Source organism: Paenibacillus sonchi (genome assembly GCF_016772475.1).
GTDB lineage: Bacteria > Bacillota > Bacilli > Paenibacillales > Paenibacillaceae > Paenibacillus_AQ > Paenibacillus_AQ sonchi.
Map to the genome: position 1 here is coordinate 6,084,339 of NZ_CP068595.1, position 17,517 is coordinate 6,101,855.

A 17,517-nucleotide genomic window follows, 5' to 3' on the forward strand; every position below is an offset into this window, starting at 1 on the left:
TTTTAAACTTTCCAGCCAGCGGTCACACCGCTCATAGCCAGCTCAATCTGTTCGAAGGCTTTTCCGGCCTCCGTGACGGAACGGATTCCCAGAAGGACCTCTTCTTCCCCTTTTAATACATTATTCACGCTAATTTCGCTCTCCAGCTGGATATTCTTAATGACCTCCGAAATCTGCTTTCCGGACATGGCGGTTTGGTCCGCAAGCTTTTTGACCTCGGAGGCAACAACGGGAAACCCTCTGCCGGTTTCTCCTGCACGCGCCGCTTCAATGGAGGCATTCAAAGACAACAGGTTCGTCTGGCCTGCAATTTCATTAATAAAGTTAATAATCGTACTGATTTCCTTTGATTTTTCCCCCAGGGATTTAACGGATTCCGCAACCTCATTGGAGTTCGCTTGAAAGATGACATCTGGCTGATTGCCGACCTGACGGCATCAGATCCCTGAACAACAATCTGCGAAGCATTTATGGCGGACTGATTTACACTGTAGGCGCTCTGTTCGATAAAGCTTGCCTGTTCTTCCATCCGGTGTACCATCTTCATGCTGCCGCTTATGCTTTCTACTTGTTGTTCCGTTCCTTGGGCCAGATCTTCTGTAATGTGGGCAATATGCTCAGTGGCCTGGCTTGTCTGTTCAGTACCTGCTGTCAGTTCCTCGGCTGAGGCTGAGACTGCGACCTGTTCGGCATGGGTGCCGATTTCCTGAATTAAATGCCGCAGATTGCCTGCTATCTGATTAAAAGCACCCGCCAGATCGCCAAGCTCATCCTTGTTTTTGATCTGAATTTCGTTAACTGTCAAATCTCCGTCGGCAATCTTGGCAGCGGCTGCCCGGAGCAGCTTAATAGGATTGGAGATCTGCCCGCTGATCAGAATTGCCAGCAATGCTGCTGCTATCGAAGATATAACGCCAATACCAATGATGGTGGTCTTCACATTTTCTGCCTGCTGCTGTGCTATGGCAATCTGGTCATCAGCTTCCGACTGTTCTGTGGCAACGAGGTTGCGTGCTACTTCAATAAACGCAAAACGAAAAGAGCTGTTTCCAAGTGAAGCTTTCACCTGAAAACAGCTCTTTTATTAAGAATCCCAGTCTAAAGGGAGACTGATTAAATCTCTACAGACCCGGTATATACCACTTGAGCCGGACCCGTCATATAGACATGATTGTCTTCTTCGTTCCATTCAATAAACAGATCGCCGCCCTTGAGGCTGATCGTAGCCGAACGGTCGGTCAGACCGTTTAGCACCGAGGAAACCAATGTGGCGCAAGCACCGGTTCCACAGGCCAATGTAGGCCCTGCCCCGCGTTCCCAGACACGCATATCGACATGACTGCGGTCCAGCACGGTGGCGAATTCAACGTTAACTTTTCTCGGGAACAGCGGGTGAACCTCGAGCTTCGGCCCCCAGGCGGCCAGATCAAAGCCTACGGCATCGTCCACATAGATCACACAGTGGGGATTGCCCATGGATACGGCAGTGAATCTGAACGCTCTTCCATCCGCTTCAATCGGCTGGTCCAGCACCGGCTCGGCATCAATGGCTACAGGAATCTGCGTTCCCGACAAGACAGGCTCGCCCATATCGACGGTAACCGTCTCCACCACGCCATCCTTCACCTGCAAGCTTACCTTCTGCTCACCCGCACCAATCGTTTCAATCACTATCTGCTCAGAGCTGACCAGCCCGTGTTCATAGACATATTTGGATACACAGCGGATCGCATTGCCGCATTGCTCCGCTTCGGTGCCGTCTGAATTCATAATGCGCATCATATAATCGCCGCGTTCCGACGGCAGGATATACACCAGTCCATCGGCACCGATGCCAAAAAACCGGTTGCATAGTGTAACTGCCAGCTCAGAGGCGTTTCCCGGCAGCTCCTGCTCGCCGAAAACAATAATAAAGTCATTGCCCAGGCCGTGCATTTTGGTAAATTCCATTGCGATTCCACTCCTAAAGGACGTATTGTGAACCAAGCATACCTTAAGGAATGGGTTTAAGCTATTGATTTTATGCCGAAATTTTTGTACTTTTTATCATCGTCCGGCCTCCGCTGCGGCTGCGGTTCTTCTTGCCGCCCCACACGCTGCCCGCCCCCATCAGGAAGGTAGGAACGCCCGCCATGACCAGCACCAGGCACCATTCGCGGAAACTGAGCGGTACGGTCTTGAAGATCGGCTGGAGAATCGGCAGGTACATCACAACCAGCATCAGCAGTACGGATGAGAGCACAGCAAGCACCAGATATTTGTTCTGGAGCGGATTGCGGTGAAACACCGAACGGGAGCTCCGGCAGTCAAAGACATGAATCAGCTGGGCCATGACCAGTGTGGCAAAAGCAACCGACTGCGCCCGGATCAGCTGCTGCGGGCTGCCTGGGTCAATACGGAGCGTCAGCCAGAAAGCGGCCAAGGTGCACAGGCCGATCAGCAATCCGCGGCTGATGATTTTCCAGCCTAGACGGCGGGCGAAGATGTTCTCCTTGGCGCCGCGCGGCTTGTGCTCCATCAAATCCTTCTCTGCCTGATCCACGCCGAGGGCCATCGCCGGCAGCCCGTCGGTTACCAGATTGACCCAGAGAATCTGGATCGGAACCAGCGGCAGCGGCAGCCCCAGCATCATGGCGAAGAACATTGTCAGAATTTCCCCGACGTTGGAGGCAAGCAGGTACCGGATAAATTTACGGATATTCTCATAAATGTTCCGCCCCTCCTCTATGGCCGCTACTATAGTGGAGAAATTATCGTCACCGAGGATGAGCGAGGACGCTTCCTTGGTGACATCCGTGCCGGTGATGCCCATGGAGATGCCGATATCCGCAGCTTTGATCGCCGGGGCGTCATTGACGCCGTCGCCGGTCATGGCCACCACATGCCCGCGGCGCTGCAGGGACTTGACGATGCGCAGCTTGTGCTCGGGGGAGACCCGGGCATACACGTATACATTATCCGACACCTTATCCAGGGCATCGTCATCCATCCGGGTAAGCTGGCTGCCGGTTAGCACCGTTCCGCCGCGCTGCAGAATGCCCAGCTGATGGGCAATCGCTTCCGCTGTGGTGCCATGGTCCCCTGTGATCATCACGGTCTTGATTCCGGCCCGGCGGGTGAGGCTGATGGCATCGCGCACCTCACGCCGCGGCGGATCGATCATCCCGGCGAGGCCAGCGAAAACCAGCTGGCTTTCCGCTTCCTTTTCACTGTCCGCAACCTCACCTGAACGCATATCACGATAAGCCATCCCCAGCACGCGCAGCGCACCTGAAGCCATTTGTTCATTGGCCTCCAGGACTTTCTGGCGCAAAGTAGGCGTGCAAGGCACGACTGCACCTTCCCACAACATGTAGGCGCAGTTGTTCAGCAGAACATCCGGCGCGCCTTTGGTGCAGATCATCCGTCCGCCGGGATGGCTCACAACTACAGACATCAGCTTTCGTTCAGAATCGAAAGGAAACTCTTTCTCTCTAGTATAGGTTACACCCAGCGACTGCGCAGTAAGCCCCATTTTCGCGGATAAGGCAACCAGCGCTCCTTCTGTCGGATCACCTTGCAGCTCCCAGACCGGTTGGCCGGCTGCATTCTTGTCCGTTTCGCTCCCTTTTTCCTTTCCTTTGTGCCTGGCGCGCATCTCGCCGGGAAAGGTCTCAATGATCTCAGCATTGTTGCACAAAGCGCCGATCTGGAGCATGCGCCGCAGATTTTGATCATTTTTCAGGTCCAGGGGCTTGCCCTTTTCCAGCACTTGCCCGCTTGGGGCATAACCTTCACCGGTGACTTCCAGAATCCGTCCGGCATTCCACAGCCGTGTTACCGTCATTTTGTTCTGGGTCAGCGTTCCCGTTTTATCAGAGCAAATGACCGATGCGCAGCCGAGGGTTTCCACTGAAGGCAGCTTGCGGACAATCGCCTTCCGCTTGATCATCCGCTGGACGCCGAGCGCAAGCGCAATGGTCACTATAGCCGGCAGCCCTTCCGGAATAGCCGCAACGGCAAGGCTCACCCCTGCCAGGAACATGGCTGCGGCAGGCTGCCCGTGCAGTATGCCTGCAATGACAACTACAATGGTCAGACCCAGCGAGACATAGATCAGAATTTTGCCGAGCTGCTCCAACCGGTGCTGCAGTGGAGTTTCCTGAGATTCGGTATTTAGAATCAGATCGGCGATTTTCCCCATCTCGGTATCCATGCCTGTTCGAACTACGATCGCCCGGCCGGTTCCCCGGGTGACCATCGTGCCCATGAATCCGATATTTTTCTGGTCGCCCAGCGGAATTTCATCGGCATGAATCACTTCCGCATGCTTGGAGACGGGCAGCGATTCACCGGTCAGGGCCGATTCTTCAGCATACAGTGCGCTGCACTCCAGCCAGCGGACATCGGCCGGAATCCGGTCGCCGCTCTCGAGTAGCACGATGTCGCCGGGCACAAGCATTTTGGCGGGAATATGCTCAACCTTGCCACCACGCAGCACCTTCGCAGCCGGTGCCGAGAGCTGCTTGAGCGCTCTAAGCGAACGCTCGGCGCGGAATTCCTGCACAAAACCCAGCACCCCGTTCAGCATAATGATGGCGACAATCGTTATCGCGTCCAGATATTCGCCGAGCAGGCCGGACACCAGCGTGGCCCCCATGAGCACCAGTACCATGAAATCCTTGAACTGGTTCAACAGCAGGGTCAGCGGGGATATCGCCTTCCCTTCCGACAGCTCATTGTGGCCGTTCTCCTTCAGCCTCTGCGCGGCATCCTCTCCGCTTAGGCCCGACTCCGGGTGAACGCCGAACATCTTCTGCAGTTCCTCTGCACCGAGCCGGTGCCAACTTTTTTGTTCCATATCTCTTCTTTCCCCTCCCGGTCGTTTCTTGACTTCCGGCGGCGCACAGCTTTTCCACCTGTTCATGTCCAAGTGTATTCATGGTCGTCCCAAAATATCACTTCCACCCGCTTCTGCTTTTGCGCAAATGTGTCAAAGTATGGCATCATAGAGAGGAGCATATTATTATCAGGCGACAGGAGAACATGATTATGGCATTAGACGGTATTGTAACCAGAGCGATCGTGCACGAGCTTCAGCCCTTTATCGGTGCACGCATCGGCAAAATATATCAACCCAGCACACACGATCTGATCTTCATCCTGCGCGGTTCCGGCGGTGGCGGCAAGCTGCTCTTGTCGGCCAACCCGACTTATCCTCGGGTTCATCTGACTGACAGAAACAGCATTAATCCTCCAGAAGCGCCAATGTTCTGCATGCTGATGCGCAAACACTGCGAAGGCGGAACCATTGAGAGCATCAGCCAGGTCGGGATGGAGCGCATCATTCATATCCAGGTGCGGACCCGGGATGAGCTCGGAGATGTATCCGCCAAAAAAATCATTATTGAGCTGATGGGACGGCACAGCAACATCATTCTTACCGAGCTTGCGACCGGTATCATTATCGACGGCATCCATCATGTTACTCCGACGATCAGCAGCTACCGGAATGTTATGCCCGGCATCGCGTATATCGAGCCGCCACAGCAGCATAAGCTGAACCCGCTGGATATCAGCAGGGGGAATTCTTGAGCCTTGCGGCGGCGGCAGAAGAGGCGGCGCTGCTGGCAGACTCCGGCGAAGAGCAGGAGCCTGAAGAGATCATTGAGGGCGAGCTGGCCGGCCTCTTGAAATCGCTGGAGGAGCCGAAGGCGGACGGCTCCGGCGGCCCCGCGCCCTCAGCCGACCCTGCCGGCTGGATGGTCCATGCCTTCAGCGGCATGAGCCCGCTGATTGCCGGAGAGATTGTGCGGCAGCGCGGCGGCGGATCAGCTTCGGAAGCTGGTTCCACGGGTGAAGCGCCTGCCGGTTCACCCTCAGCGGATGACCCGTGGACAGAAGAGATGGCCTCTTTATGGCAAGCCTTCGACACTGTGCTTGGACCGGTGCGGGAATGCAGATTCTCTCCGATGTCCGGGGCAAATGCCAAAGGCAAACCTGTCTTCTCGGCGATTCCCCTGACCCTTCCGGATGACCATGTGAAGCATTACAGCTCCATCAGCAGCTGTCTGGAGGATTATTACGGGGATAAAGCCGAACGTGATACGGTGAAGCAGCGGGTCAGCGACCTGATCCGCTTCCTCACCAATGAACGGAGCAAAAACGTCAAAAAGCTCGCCAATCTGCAAAAGGACCTGGACGAAGCCCAGGATGCCGATCAATTCCGGATCTGGGGCGAGCTGCTGTTCGCTTCCCTTCATGCCGTATCCAAAGGTGACAAACAAGCCAAGCTTGTCAACTATTACGATGAGGACCAGGCGGAAATCACCATTCCGCTTGATCCGCTGCTCAGCCCTTCGGACAATGCACAGCGCTATTTCAAAAAATACAACAAATACAAAAACAGCCTGCTGGTCATCAACGAACAGCTGCTCAAAACCCATGAGGAAATTGCCTACATAGAAACGCTGCTTCAGCAGTTGGCCCACGCCTCCCTGAATGATATCGAGGAAATCCGCGATGAGCTTGTGAGCCAGGGCTACCTGCGCGACCGCAGCAAAAAAGGCAAGAAAAAGAAAAAAGCTACCCGTCCCACCCTGCAGGTGTTCACTTCTTCGGAAGGCATAGATATTTATGTCGGCAAAAACAATCTGCAGAACGAATACGTCACGAACCGTCTCGCTTCGGCGAACGATACCTGGCTGCATACCAAGGACATTCCCGGCTCCCATGTAGTGATCCGCAGCGAGACCTTTGGCGACGCCACCCTTGAGGAAGCCGCACAGCTGGCTGCTTACTTCAGCCAGGCAAAGCAATCGAGCAGCGTCCCTGTGGACTGCACGCTTATCCGCCATGTCCGCAAGCCCAGCGGGGCGAAGCCCGGCTTCGTCATTTACGACCATCAAAAGACTCTGTTCGTCACTCCCGACGAGGAGCGGATCAAAAACCTGCCGAATACCCTGAAGAGTTAATGGTATCGGCAGGAATGCAGCAATAACTCTCAAGTGGAATAGAAGGAACATTTATAGCGCGAAGCATATAAATTCTTATATTTGAACCAAAACGGCTGTGCCGTCCTCCACACGGGACAGCGCAGCCGTCTTGGTTCTAGCGTTGCCGGGAGAACGACTCCCCGTGAATCCTACGGCAACTCTTTAAGTGGAAAAAGGGACACTAATTTGCCGGAGTACCCTATCCTCGGGCAGATGAAGTGGAAAAAGGGACACTAATTCAGCCCATTTCGCCATTGGACCAGAAAAGTGGCCCAATTAGATTTACTTTTTCCACTTAAAGCTCAGCTTTTCTTAATTTTCGGAAAAATAAGTTCCCTTTTTCCAACTAGCATCTGCGAAGAAGCCGGTAAAGACAGATCGCCCAATTCCTTCACGATCTATCCGCAACCGTTGCGGACAGGAGAGCCGTTATGGATAGAAGATTCGGCTTTTCCGCAGGACTAACGGACTGAGATGCCTTTATTTCTCCCTTTCCCCTTTATTCCAGGCTCCATCGAACGTTATAACGTCTCCTGAGTCCGTAACTGTAGATAAAGTAAGATTTTTGGCAAAATAAGGGCTCCTCTGTCCGCTTCAGTCCGCTGATGGAGCCCTATCCTCCTGCATCTTTCAAGCAGAAACGGCTATGCCGTCCTTAAAAGGAGCCTATGCTTCCGAAGCAGCGATACAGAGCGTCGCTTTTAGGTACCCGTTTCCGCGAGAAATAGAAGGATAATTTATTACGCGATGCATATAAATTCTTAATATTTAAACGAAAAGAACCTCCAGCCAGGACGGAACAGCATCCGTGGCTGGAGGTTCTTTATATAGCGGTGCTTCGGGCACCGCTCGCGCCCAATCAAGGGTATTTTTACCCTTGATTCCCGGCCTGGCAACGCTTCCGCCTCATTCCCGCAGCTGCTCCAGCACGCCAACAGGAACCGACACGCTGCCGATCTCGCCGTGGAATACAACCCCCTGGCGGGCACCGTGGAAATCCGAGCCGCCCGTGACCAACAGCCCGAATTCTTCCGCGAGCGCAAGGTAACGCCCTGCATCAGCCGGGCTGTGGTCTGAATGGTACGCCTCGATGCCGCGCAGCGCGCTGCGTTCAATTATGCCGCGGACCAGCTCATCATCCCCGTAAATACCGGGATGTGCCAGCACCGCCGCGCCGCCGGCCTCAGCGATCCATTCGCAGGCCAGCTCCGGCGTGATGCGCGGCGGCGATACAAAAGCCGCTGCACCTTCTGCCAGATACTTGTCGAACGCATCGCGCATGTCCACAGCGGCGCCAAGACGCACCAGTTCATCGGCAATATGAGGACGGCCCACGCTCTCATCAGGTTTCAGTTCACGGCCAATCCCGGCAGTGACTTGATCCATTGTAATAGCTATGCCCAACGCCTGAAGCTTGGCAATAATAGCTTCGTTCCGCTGCGCGCGGGTATCCCTTTGCTCTGCAAGCCGGGATAAGAACAGCTCCTGCTGCGTGTCCATGTAATACCCCAGCACATGGATCTCTTTGCCGCCGGCGCGTGTGCTGATTTCTACTCCGGGTACAACGGTGATTCCATATTTCCGTCCCGCTTCAAGCGCTTCAGCCACTCCGGCTACGGTGTCATGATCCGTGATTGCGACCGCCGCAAGCCCTTTTCCATGGGCCAGCCGCACATTCTCCGCCGGAGACTGCATCCCGTCTGAAGCCAGCGTATGGGTATGCAAATCGGCTCTGCCGGCGAATCCGCCGCCCGCCTGATCTTTTAAACTGCTATTCCTGCCCTTAGGTTCCATCGGTTCCACCCTGCCTTTCAAGTTTTCCAGCCCTGGGCTGCTTCCCATTCCTCACGAAGAATTCCCATCTTAATGGCATCGTAGTACTCCCCGCGCACAATCCGCGCCTTGCGTACCCGGGCTTCTTCGGTCATGCCGCATTTGGCGGCCAGCCCCATCATCCGGACATTGCCCGACCACGTGCCGATTCCAAGCCGGACCGTATCCAGCGAATCAAACAAATATCCCATCCACATCCGGAAGGCCTCGGTACCATACCCGCCTGACCAATCACGCGAGTCAAACAGCACAATCCCGATCTCGAACCAATTCGTCACCTTGGACGCCCAATACCGGCCTACCGTTCCTTTGAGTTGACCGTCAATCTCAACCACCAGGCGGCTGCGGGGCTCACCGGTATAGGTCAGCGCCAGAATCTCGGCAAATTTGGGTGCAAACGTTTCATAGCTTTCCCATTCCTGCGTACCGTAAGGGCCATTCCAGAGCAGATGCTCTCTGTCCTCGGCTTCAAACTCATAATAGTATAGGGTGCGGATGTCCTCTTCCGTCAGATCTCTCAGCGTTACCTTCTCACCCTTAAGCAAAACCGCCATACATATCCCCCGTCCGTTAAGCTATAAAAGTTGAACTAAGTTTTACCTTGTGGGGTATTCTACCCGTTTTATGAATTTCTCAAGTTCAACTTATATAGCCGTCCGTTTTCCATGATACCATGGGTGCAAAACTGCCAGCTTCCCTACAGATCACCTGCACGGTCACGCAAAAACGTCAAAAATGTAACTGCCGATATCGGCAGCAGCGTCGACTTCAGGTGAATCGCATAAAACTGTCTTTTGAAAGAGGCATCCGCAATATTAACAATCTTCAGCAAACCCAGGGCAACCTCATGCTTAACCGAGGACGTAGAGATAATGGTTATGCCCAGCCCAGCTTCTACCGCAGACTTCACGGCCCCCGTACTTCCCAGCTCCATCACCACACGCATCGCCCCCGGGTCCAGCCCTTTGGCCAGCAGCTGCTCTTCCATAACCCGGCGGGTTCCCGAACCCTGCTCACGGAGCACAAAAGGATGCTCCAGCGCTTCCGCAAGCGTTACCTCGTCCTTCCCGGCAAGCGGATGCTCCCTTGGCACGATCAGCTTCAGCTCATCCCCCATGACCGGTTCAATCACCATATCCGGATGAGATACCGGTGCCTCAATCAGGCCAAAATTCAGCTGATGCTTGTGAATCTCCTCCAGCAGCTGCGAGGTATTCATGACCTTCATCATGATGGAGATATGCGGATAAGCCTTGCCGAACGGACCGAGCAGACGCGGCAGCACATATTCCCCGATCGTCAGGCTCGCTCCCAGCAGCAGCCGCCCTTCAAGCATATGGGTAAAAGCCGCCATCGCCTGATCAGTCTCCCTCATCAGCTGGATGCTGCGCAGGGCAAACGGCAGCAGGGTGCGGCCGGCCTCGGAGAGCATAATTTTTTTGCTGGAACGGTCAAACAGCTTGGCTCCGAAATAATCCTCCAGCGCCTGGACCTGCATCGTCACCGCCGGCTGTGTCATATGCAGCGTCTGCGCTGCGGCCGAGAAGCTTCCGCGCTCGGAAACCGTATAAAAGATATGAAGCTGGTGAAAATTCATCCTCAAAACTCCTTCATAAAATTCAAAAAAAACATGCAGCCATCGCCGCATGCCTTCTCTGCAACTGTGTGCGTGTTACCTGCGTCTGCGGCGTTTCTTCATCAGCTTCATGCGGCGGGAATGGTGCAGCCATGAGAAGTAGCCTCTCAGATCCCGCAGCTGCGGTGTGACGGAAATGTTGCCAAGAAAGGTCACCACAACCATCACATACAGCGGATGTCCGGAGAGTGTGGTTACACCCTCCAGTTCCTTGAATTCAACCACAACCGAGGTGTCGTTATCGATCAGGTAAGCATTATATTCGCTTTGCGAATAAGGCCTTACCCGGTTCTGCTTCACGCATTGCCATATCCATGCACCGATATCCACGTCCATGCCGTCTTCCTTATTCATCCGGTCTGCAAAACGGCTTCTCGCATGCGGGGTTATGACAATATCAGCCACCCTGTATTCATTCAGCATGATGTGAAAGGGCTCGTACACCCCCCACATTTCCATCCCCTTGCCATGCATTATCATCACACTCCACCGAAAGGGTCTTGGCATGCTCTTATTGTTGTCAATATTACCGCATTGACGCTGGTTGTTCAAGCATGACGCCCGTTCCCCCTTCCGGAATCACCCGGATTTGCTTGCAGAGAGATCCCTGTCATCCACAAAACTGCTGCCTCTGATCATTTTAGATTTTTTCTTGAGCCTTGCCGCCTCGCCCGAGAGGTCCTCAATGGAATCGAAATGACGGTAGCGGTTCGTTACAACGGCTATCGAGATGGAGACCAGCGGAATCTCCTCTACTACGCCTGACCGGCTCTCGGCCAGCACATGCTGCTGCATCAAATGACCAGGATGATAGAATCCCTGCAGGATTCGGTCAAACTCAGCTATAATGGTCCTGCAGTATTCCTCATAACGGTAATCATCGATAAAAATAATGAAGTCATCGCCCCCGATATGCCCTAAAAAGCCCTCCAGCCGCAGGGTGCAATGCTTCAGAATCTCCGCCGTGGCCTGAAGCATCCGGTCGCCCTCCTTAAAACCGTAGGTATCGTTGTAAGCCTTAAAATGATCGAGGTCTATGTACAGCACACTGAACTGCTCCTGCAGCAGTGATTTTACCATCCATTCGTTAATGCTCAGATTGCCCGGCAGGCCGGTCAGCGGGTTCAAAAAGCTTGCGGCCACCGCCTGAATCTCGGCAAAATTAAGCAGCAGGTCCCTCACGCTCACCGCTCCAAACATAACCCCTTCACGGATGACCAGCACATAATCATAGAGATGCTCCTCACTTCGGTCCATCGCCAGCTTGCTGACTTCTGTAATCGGTGTTTTGTACTCTACAACCAGCGGCGAACCATCCATAATCAGTTCGATGGAGCGGCCCATGTACAGCGTGAAGCCGTACAACGTACCGATCTGCTGGTAAAAGCGAATCCTCATAATCAGCGCCACCGGCTGGCCGTTGTCTGTCACAGCCACGCCCTGCAGCCGGGGATTGCTTTTAAAAATATGGTCCACATAGGCGCACTTGTGATGAATGGAGATCTCGGGAATTTGTTCAGCAATTTCACCGATCTGAAGAAACATGCTTGCAGCCTCCTCCGGCAGAAACTTGTGGTGAATCTGATGGAAAAGCTCCCGGTTCAGGCGAATATCCGGGCCTTCCGAGCGCATAGCCCTGGCCGAATTCAATACCGGCCATCTGCAAATACAGCAGTTCCTCCTCCGTTTCGATGCCTTCGGCAATGACCCGGGTCGCAGAACGGGTGGCATACTCACTGATCAGCTCCAAAAGCTCCTGCTGCTCCCGGCTGCTGTGAATTCCGCGGATCAGGAACTTGTCCAGCTTGATGAATTCCGGCTTCAAATATACCAGAGTCTTAAGACTGTTATAGCCGGAGCCGGCGTCATCCACGGCAATACGGAAACCCTGCTCGCGGTAATGAGAGAGCACCTTCTCAAAGCCGACATAATCCTGCACCGCCTGACGTTCGGTAAGCTCAAACACCACTCGTTCCGGGGACAGATTCAGCTCCTGCAGGAGACTGAGCGTCTCTCCGCTTCTATGCCTGGAATCGTTCAGTACGCCCGGGTGCACATTGATAAATACAAGCCGGTCTGTCCCCGATTCAGCATCGGGCAGGCGTTCTATATACTGCGAGAGCGAAATCCGCCGGCAGTAGTGTTCGAATCTGAACATCTGGTCCGTTCGGCCGGCAAATTCATAGAAATGCTCCGTGGTCGGAAACTGTGCGGAATGGGGAGGTCTGTTCAGCACTTCGTGACCCATCGTCCGTCCGTTTCCCAGCTGCAGAATCGGCTGAAAAAAAGTATCCAGCCGCCCCTGCTCCATAATATCCAGAAGCGCCGACAGTCTTCCCAGCTCCTTCATTTCGTTCCTCAGCCTTCCATGGATGTGCTGAAGATAGCGGGGAGCTGCCAATAACTTTTGTGTCCATGTCTTTCGTTTTGTCATTAGGTCACCTGCATGCTTTTCCTCGTGAATTTTGTCACTCTCTTGCCAGCATATAGCGCAAGTATTAAGCAGCGATAAAATAAACGCAGAACAGGTTGCTTTCCGCCAATTTCCGCAAAAAAAGCAGATGCCTCAAGGCACCTGCTTCATCTTCAATGACCGGAATCTACAAACCGTAATACCGGGACTTGTCCGGTCCGTTGCTGGTGTATTCCGTCTTCAGCTCATTCCGGTAAGATCTTTCAATCTTGCGCACGTAAGACAGTCTGCGGACGTTCTTCATCACTTCCTCGGCACGTTCCGCGTTCACATACATGACGGCGTAATGCATCTTCCGGGAAACATAATGCAATGTCCCGTATTTCTCCAGATTGCGTGCCGCCTTAACATCACTTACCCATACAATATATCCTGTCCGTTCCGCAAACATCAGCTTTTCGCCTCTCTTTCTCTTGCCCTTATCAGAAGCCTATCCGCAGGAGCACTTGCCTCCGCTGCCGCAGCCTCCACCCTTGGGGGACGGGTCATTGCTTGGCACCTTAATGCTGTCCGATACCGAAAAAGCAATCGTTTCGGACATCGAATGCAGCATATCATCCAGCGTTTTTTCCGCCTGCTTGAAGCGGGCAACCTCTTCGAAGCGCTCAAGCTCCTGCTCGACCGCCGTCACTTCATCCTTAGCCGCATGATAGTTTGGATGAAAATGTCCGAAACGCTGTGTCTCCTCAAACAGCTCCTTTTTGCCCTGCAGCCGTTTAATCATGGCCTGGACTTCCGGGTTGGCGTCAACCCGTCCTTTCCAGTATAAGTAATCCGATACTTCAGCGGATTGATTAATCATATCACCTAATTCATAGGCGTATGTCAGTACCTCGGCCATATCAACCGTATTCAATTCCGCTACGCTCATGAACTTCAACTCGTTTCTGCGTTAATATTCTACCGCATATCGTAGACTCTCTTATCATAACATACCCTCACGCCTAAGCAGAAGAGGAATTTCTCCGCATTTTGGGAATCATGAGCTGCATTTCCTGCCAATCCGCCGCATTCAGCCGGACCTCCTGCACACGGTCAGGCTTAGCCAGAAGCAGGGTGCCCTGCACTTCCCATGGATTGCGGCTGATTCGGGCAGGAATGAATTCACAGACCTCACCTTCCATAGACAAACGGACCTTCACTCCCCACTCCACAGCCTGTTCCATCACCTTCTGGGCAGTAGTGGCGTGATATTTCCGCCATTGCTTGATCCACATCTGCGGCACTGCCGCAAGGCCGGTGAGCACCGCCTCTTCGGTGGCATGGAGATTCAAAGGGATCAATGGCGGGACCGGAGCAAAAGCAAACAGCCCCGTTGACAGCCCATGAACCGGCAGAGCATATGCAGCGATATCCCCCGTCCGGCTTCCGTTAACCAACGGCCAATCCCTGCCCGGCTGCGCTTCCTGCCCTGCAATCCGCTTGGGGGAGCCATTCCGGCTGCCCCCAGTTCCTTGCGCACGGCCTCCACATCCTCACTGCGGACGATGAAGTGCAGCGGGCCGATACGGGCAAGCAGCCCTGACAGCCGGGGATGGGCGGCAATATCATTACCGTCCGCTTCAGACCGGCAGGCCAGCAAAATGGCCTCAGCCAGTTCTGTCCTTCCAATGCCTTTACTCCACTGCCTCAAAGACAGCTCCACCTGAGCCGGCAGTCCGCCCCGGGCATGATCGGCAAGCCATGAAATCACAGCTTCCGGAGACATTCCTTGCTCCGCTGCAGATTCCAGCTTCTCCCGGGTCAGCCGGTAGCTCCACAGATCGTCGCTATGCTGAAGCTCAGCACACCCCGCGAGCAGCCAGCGGTGGCTGTAAGGACACTCCGCAGGGACCAGCACCTCAAAATCCGGCTGGACAATGAACCCCGGGAAATCAGAAGCTTCATCTTGCTGCGGCAAATCCTCTTCCTCAAAGGTTCCTTCCGTTGCATCTGCCGGCTCCTGGACCTTTATACACCGGCTAGAGAACGCAGGGGCCCCGTTTGGAGGAAGCTGCGGCCGGGCCGCTGTCCAGCGGAAGCAAACCGCTCCGTCCTCCGTACTCCCCAGCTCGCACCAGCCGAACCCGGCCAGCCCTGTAAGCCATCCCCGTGCTGAAGCTTCCAGCGCTGCGGTGTCTTGGTCTTGGGCAAGTCCCGCTCCCAGCATCCGTTCCAGAATATCCCGCAGGGCAAACCACATTCCGGGGGGATAATCGGCTGAGGAGACGAGATAGCGGAAGTGCTGCCCGGCAGGGTCGGGCTGGCCGTAACGGCACAGCACCAATCCGTACAGCAGGCTTGACATCTGCTTCCCGGAGAGATGCAGCCAGCTTTCCAGCATCTCTGTTTCCAGCAGATACAACGAATCCCTCCGGCGGACCAGTCCCAGGCACAGCAGCAGATCGAGTATCACCATCACTGGGAGCGGGAACGGATACACTTCCTGCTGGGCAGCCGGGAACAGACCTTTTAATGGTTCCTCCGGCAGCGTAAGGCTGGCGGCCAGCCGGTTGATGTTTTTTTTATGGATTGCCCCTTTTGCCGTTAGCGGCAGCCCTTCTTCGGCAATAAAGGCCAAGGCCCGAAACAATTCCCCGGACAGTTCGGGTCCGGCCTCTTTGTCCATTTTTATCGCATTTACGGCCTGTACAGGTTCATGCGGGAACAACATGCGATGAAGCGGAGGCAGATGGCTCTCGGGAATCTGATACAGCCTCTCCCCCACAATTTCTGCCGCAGTTCCAGCATTCCGGCCTCCCGCAGCTCCAGCAGTGCCAGCTGCAGCTCTGCCCGGCAGAGCGCTGCCGGACACAGCTGCTCAGCCTGTGCTTCGGCAAAAGGCCTGGCGGCGCAGGCCTTGACGATCTTTTGCAGCACCAGCAGCGCTTCTGCCGTTATGCCATTCATAGGCTTACCTCTTCCAGCTGGACCGTCTGGACGGCATAATCGTAGCCCTGCTCGGTCAGAAACAGACGGCGGCGCAGAGCGAAATCCTGCTCCCTGCTGTCACCGGACACCAGAGTATAGAAGTAGGCCTTGTTCTCTCCCGGCTTCGGCCGGAGGATACGCCCCAGGCGCTGGGCCTCCTCTTGCCGTGAACCGTAGGCACCGGACACCTCGATCGCTACAGAAGCATCCGGCAGATTTACGGCAAAGTTCGCTACCTTGGATACCACAAGCAGCCGTATCGCCCCTTCGTTAAAAGCAGCATACAGTCCGCTCCGCTCCTGCTGGGAAGTCCTGCCTGTTATCAGCGGCGCACCCAGGCTTGCCGCTAACTGCTCCAACTGGTCCAGATATTGACCAATGACCAGAACTGCCGCCCCCGGGTGGGCTGCTATGATCTTTGCCGCGGCCCGAGCCTTGGCCGGATTGCCTGCAGCAACCCGGAACTGCTCCTTTGCTCCGGCATACATATACCGGTGCCTGATATCGGTGCCCATGGGCACAACGACCTCGATGCAGTCGACTGCCGCAATCCAGCCCTGCTTCTCCAGCACCTTCCAGGGCAGTTCATAGCATTTGGGGCCGATCAGCGAGAATACATCATCTTCCCGCCCGTCCTCTCTAACCAGCGTAGCCGTCAGCCCGAGACGCCGGGTGGCCTGAATATCCGCCGTGGCTCTGAACACCGGAGCCGGAAGCAGATGCACCTCGTCGTAAATAATAAGCCCCCAATTCCGTTCATTGAACAGATTCATATGTCCGAAGGGGCCTCCCTTGGAACGCCGGTGCGTCAAAATCTGATAGGTGGCCACCGTTATCGGCCGGACCTCCCGCTTCACTCCGCTGTATTCTCCTACGGCTTCTTCATCCAGGCCGGTCCTTTTGAGCAGTTCTGCCTTCCACTGGGCAACCGAGGTGGCATTCGACGTGAGGATCAGCGTCTCGCACTGCAGGCTCTCCAGCACCGCCAGCCCCACAAGCGTTTTGCCCGCCCCGCAGGGCAGGACCACCACACCGCTTCCTCCGCTGCCGCCAATTCCCCCGAACCTGCGGACGGCTTCCTCCTGATAGTCTCTTAGGCCAACGGACTCCCCGGACACCGCTCCGCTTCCGGCAGCCTTCTTCCATGGCACATTGAGCGCCTGCCCGTCACGGTAGCCCGCGTAATCCAGGACCGGGAACCCCAGCCTCGTCAGCTCCTGCTTCAGCAGACCCCGTTGTTCAGACGGGCACCGGCATTCCAGGGGAGCCGTTCTGTTCAGACCCAGCTCCTGCAAAGACGCTTGCTCTGCCAATTCGTCGAGCAGCACAGGATTGTCGGCACGCAGGACCATCAGCGAACCGCCGGCCGCACCGGAATGCAGCTCCAGTCTTCCGTAACGTGAGACAAGCTGTCTAACCTCTTCCTCAAGACCGGCGGGTATGCCACAGCGCGAGAGTAAGCTCAATACCTTCAATATCTCCTGCGCTGTTTTGCCGGCAGCCGCTGCGTTCCATAGTGATAGATGGGTTATCCGGTAAGTGTGGTAGGCAGGAGGGCTTTTCACCAGTTCAGCAAAGTCAGCCAGAGCCGTCCGGGCCGCCTCAAAGCCAGGGTGTCCGCATTCCAGCAGGATCGTCCGGTCTTTACGGATGATACATGCTCCTTTTCCGCTTCCATTCATCACAAAACC

Annotated in this window: 16 protein-coding genes and 1 pseudogene; 1 reads left to right on the forward strand and 16 read right to left on the reverse strand. The window is 55.0% G+C overall.

Annotation, left to right across the window (positions count from 1 at the left end; translation table 11 throughout):
* Nucleotides 1–2: 2 nt before the first annotated feature.
* The 4 genes from JI735_RS27170 to JI735_RS27185 form a co-directional block, all read right to left on the reverse strand.
* On the reverse strand, nt 3–362 hold the full coding sequence (locus tag JI735_RS27170; protein ID WP_325175641.1) for a methyl-accepting chemotaxis protein: 360 nt from the start codon (nt 360–362) through the stop codon (nt 3–5).
* Nucleotides 281–1,066, reverse strand: a complete 786-nt coding sequence (locus JI735_RS27175) for a HAMP domain-containing protein (RefSeq protein WP_051051755.1) — start codon at nt 1,064–1,066, stop codon at nt 281–283. The genes JI735_RS27170 and JI735_RS27175 overlap by 82 nt, the downstream gene beginning before the upstream one ends.
* A 47-nt stretch (nt 1,067–1,113) precedes the next feature.
* Nucleotides 1,114–1,950, reverse strand: a complete 837-nt coding sequence (gene dapF / locus JI735_RS27180; protein WP_039835374.1) for a diaminopimelate epimerase — start codon at nt 1,948–1,950, stop codon at nt 1,114–1,116.
* A gap of 70 nt (nt 1,951–2,020) precedes the next feature.
* Complete coding sequence (locus JI735_RS27185) at nt 2,021–4,840, reverse strand: calcium-translocating P-type ATPase, SERCA-type (protein WP_202676619.1); 2,820 nt, start codon at nt 4,838–4,840, stop codon at nt 2,021–2,023.
* Between the two features lie 191 nt (nt 4,841–5,031).
* Between JI735_RS27185 and JI735_RS27190 the strand changes: the two are divergent.
* Nucleotides 5,032–6,953, forward strand: a pseudogene (locus JI735_RS27190) (Rqc2 family fibronectin-binding protein).
* A 927-nt stretch (nt 6,954–7,880) separates the two neighbouring features.
* Here the strand turns inward: JI735_RS27190 and JI735_RS27195 are convergent.
* The 12 genes from JI735_RS27195 to JI735_RS27250 all read right to left on the reverse strand — a co-directional run bounded on the left by JI735_RS27195 (nt 7,881) and on the right by JI735_RS27250 (nt 17,508).
* On the reverse strand, nt 7,881–8,768 hold the full coding sequence (locus JI735_RS27195; protein WP_202676620.1) for a PHP domain-containing protein: 888 nt from the start codon (nt 8,766–8,768) through the stop codon (nt 7,881–7,883).
* 17 nt (nt 8,769–8,785) lie between these two features.
* Nucleotides 8,786–9,361, reverse strand: coding sequence for a GNAT family N-acetyltransferase (locus JI735_RS27200; RefSeq protein WP_039835368.1), 576 nt, complete (start codon nt 9,359–9,361; stop codon nt 8,786–8,788).
* Nucleotides 9,362–9,504: 143 nt separating this feature from the next.
* Nucleotides 9,505–10,404: a LysR family transcriptional regulator gene (locus JI735_RS27205; protein ID WP_046503094.1), complete on the reverse strand. Its 900-nt coding sequence runs from the start codon at nt 10,402–10,404 to the stop codon at nt 9,505–9,507.
* A 75-nt stretch (nt 10,405–10,479) separates the two neighbouring features.
* Nucleotides 10,480–10,923 carry a hypothetical protein gene (locus JI735_RS27210; protein ID WP_325175549.1) on the reverse strand — a complete coding sequence of 148 codons (444 nt, stop codon included), beginning with the start codon at nt 10,921–10,923 and terminating at the stop codon, nt 10,480–10,482.
* 99 nt (nt 10,924–11,022) lie between these two features.
* The gene (locus tag JI735_RS27215) at nt 11,023–11,988 is read right to left on the reverse strand and encodes a GGDEF domain-containing protein (RefSeq protein WP_039835364.1); all 966 of its coding nucleotides are present in this window, start codon (nt 11,986–11,988) and stop codon (nt 11,023–11,025) included.
* Nucleotides 11,969–12,877, reverse strand: coding sequence for an EAL domain-containing protein (locus tag JI735_RS27220; protein ID WP_051051753.1), 909 nt, complete (start codon nt 12,875–12,877; stop codon nt 11,969–11,971). Before JI735_RS27220 ends, JI735_RS27215 begins: the two co-directional genes overlap by 20 nt.
* A 166-nt stretch (nt 12,878–13,043) precedes the next feature.
* Nucleotides 13,044–13,307 carry a YlbG family protein gene (locus JI735_RS27225; RefSeq protein WP_020432997.1) on the reverse strand — a complete coding sequence of 88 codons (264 nt, stop codon included), beginning with the start codon at nt 13,305–13,307 and terminating at the stop codon, nt 13,044–13,046.
* Between the two features lie 39 nt (nt 13,308–13,346).
* Nucleotides 13,347–13,787: a YlbF/YmcA family competence regulator gene (locus tag JI735_RS27230; protein WP_020432998.1), complete on the reverse strand. Its 441-nt coding sequence runs from the start codon at nt 13,785–13,787 to the stop codon at nt 13,347–13,349.
* 73 nt (nt 13,788–13,860) lie between these two features.
* Nucleotides 13,861–14,199 (reverse strand): hypothetical protein, encoded by a 339-nt coding sequence (locus tag JI735_RS27235; RefSeq protein ID WP_202676621.1) that lies wholly within the window; start codon nt 14,197–14,199, stop codon nt 13,861–13,863.
* Nucleotides 14,196–15,566, reverse strand: coding sequence for a helicase-associated domain-containing protein (locus tag JI735_RS27240; RefSeq protein ID WP_202676622.1), 1,371 nt, complete (start codon nt 15,564–15,566; stop codon nt 14,196–14,198). The genes JI735_RS27235 and JI735_RS27240 overlap by 4 nt, the downstream gene beginning before the upstream one ends.
* The gene (locus JI735_RS27245) at nt 15,536–15,805 is read right to left on the reverse strand and encodes a hypothetical protein (protein WP_202676623.1); all 270 of its coding nucleotides are present in this window, start codon (nt 15,803–15,805) and stop codon (nt 15,536–15,538) included. Before JI735_RS27245 ends, JI735_RS27240 begins: the two co-directional genes overlap by 31 nt.
* Nucleotides 15,802–17,508 carry a DNA repair helicase XPB gene (locus JI735_RS27250; protein ID WP_039835361.1) on the reverse strand — a complete coding sequence of 569 codons (1,707 nt, stop codon included), beginning with the start codon at nt 17,506–17,508 and terminating at the stop codon, nt 15,802–15,804. The genes JI735_RS27245 and JI735_RS27250 overlap by 4 nt, the downstream gene beginning before the upstream one ends.
* Nucleotides 17,509–17,517 lie beyond the last annotated feature (9 nt).

Excerpts from the sequence above, each read along its gene's own strand:
- dapF (WP_039835374.1), bottom strand. The coding sequence starts at position 1,950 with ATGGAATTTACCAAAATGCACGGCCTGGGCAATGACTTTATTATTGTT.
- JI735_RS27185 (WP_202676619.1), bottom strand. The coding sequence starts at position 4,840 with ATGGAACAAAAAAGTTGGCACCGGCTCGGTGCAGAGGAACTGCAGAAG.
- JI735_RS27195 (WP_202676620.1), bottom strand. The coding sequence starts at position 8,768 with ATGGAACCTAAGGGCAGGAATAGCAGTTTAAAAGATCAGGCGGGCGGC.
- JI735_RS27200 (WP_039835368.1), bottom strand. The coding sequence starts at position 9,361 with ATGGCGGTTTTGCTTAAGGGTGAGAAGGTAACGCTGAGAGATCTGACG.
- JI735_RS27205 (WP_046503094.1), bottom strand. The coding sequence starts at position 10,404 with ATGAATTTTCACCAGCTTCATATCTTTTATACGGTTTCCGAGCGCGGA.
- JI735_RS27210 (WP_325175549.1), bottom strand. The coding sequence starts at position 10,923 with ATGATAATGCATGGCAAGGGGATGGAAATGTGGGGGGTGTACGAGCCC.
- JI735_RS27215 (WP_039835364.1), bottom strand. The coding sequence starts at position 11,988 with ATGTTTCTTCAGATCGGTGAAATTGCTGAACAAATTCCCGAGATCTCC.
- JI735_RS27220 (WP_051051753.1), bottom strand. The coding sequence starts at position 12,877 with ATGACAAAACGAAAGACATGGACACAAAAGTTATTGGCAGCTCCCCGC.
- JI735_RS27225 (WP_020432997.1), bottom strand. The coding sequence starts at position 13,307 with ATGTTTGCGGAACGGACAGGATATATTGTATGGGTAAGTGATGTTAAG.
- JI735_RS27230 (WP_020432998.1), bottom strand. The coding sequence starts at position 13,787 with ATGAGCGTAGCGGAATTGAATACGGTTGATATGGCCGAGGTACTGACA.
- JI735_RS27245 (WP_202676623.1), bottom strand. The coding sequence starts at position 15,805 with ATGAATGGCATAACGGCAGAAGCGCTGCTGGTGCTGCAAAAGATCGTC.
- JI735_RS27250 (WP_039835361.1), bottom strand. The coding sequence starts at position 17,508 with ATGAATGGAAGCGGAAAAGGAGCATGTATCATCCGTAAAGACCGGACG.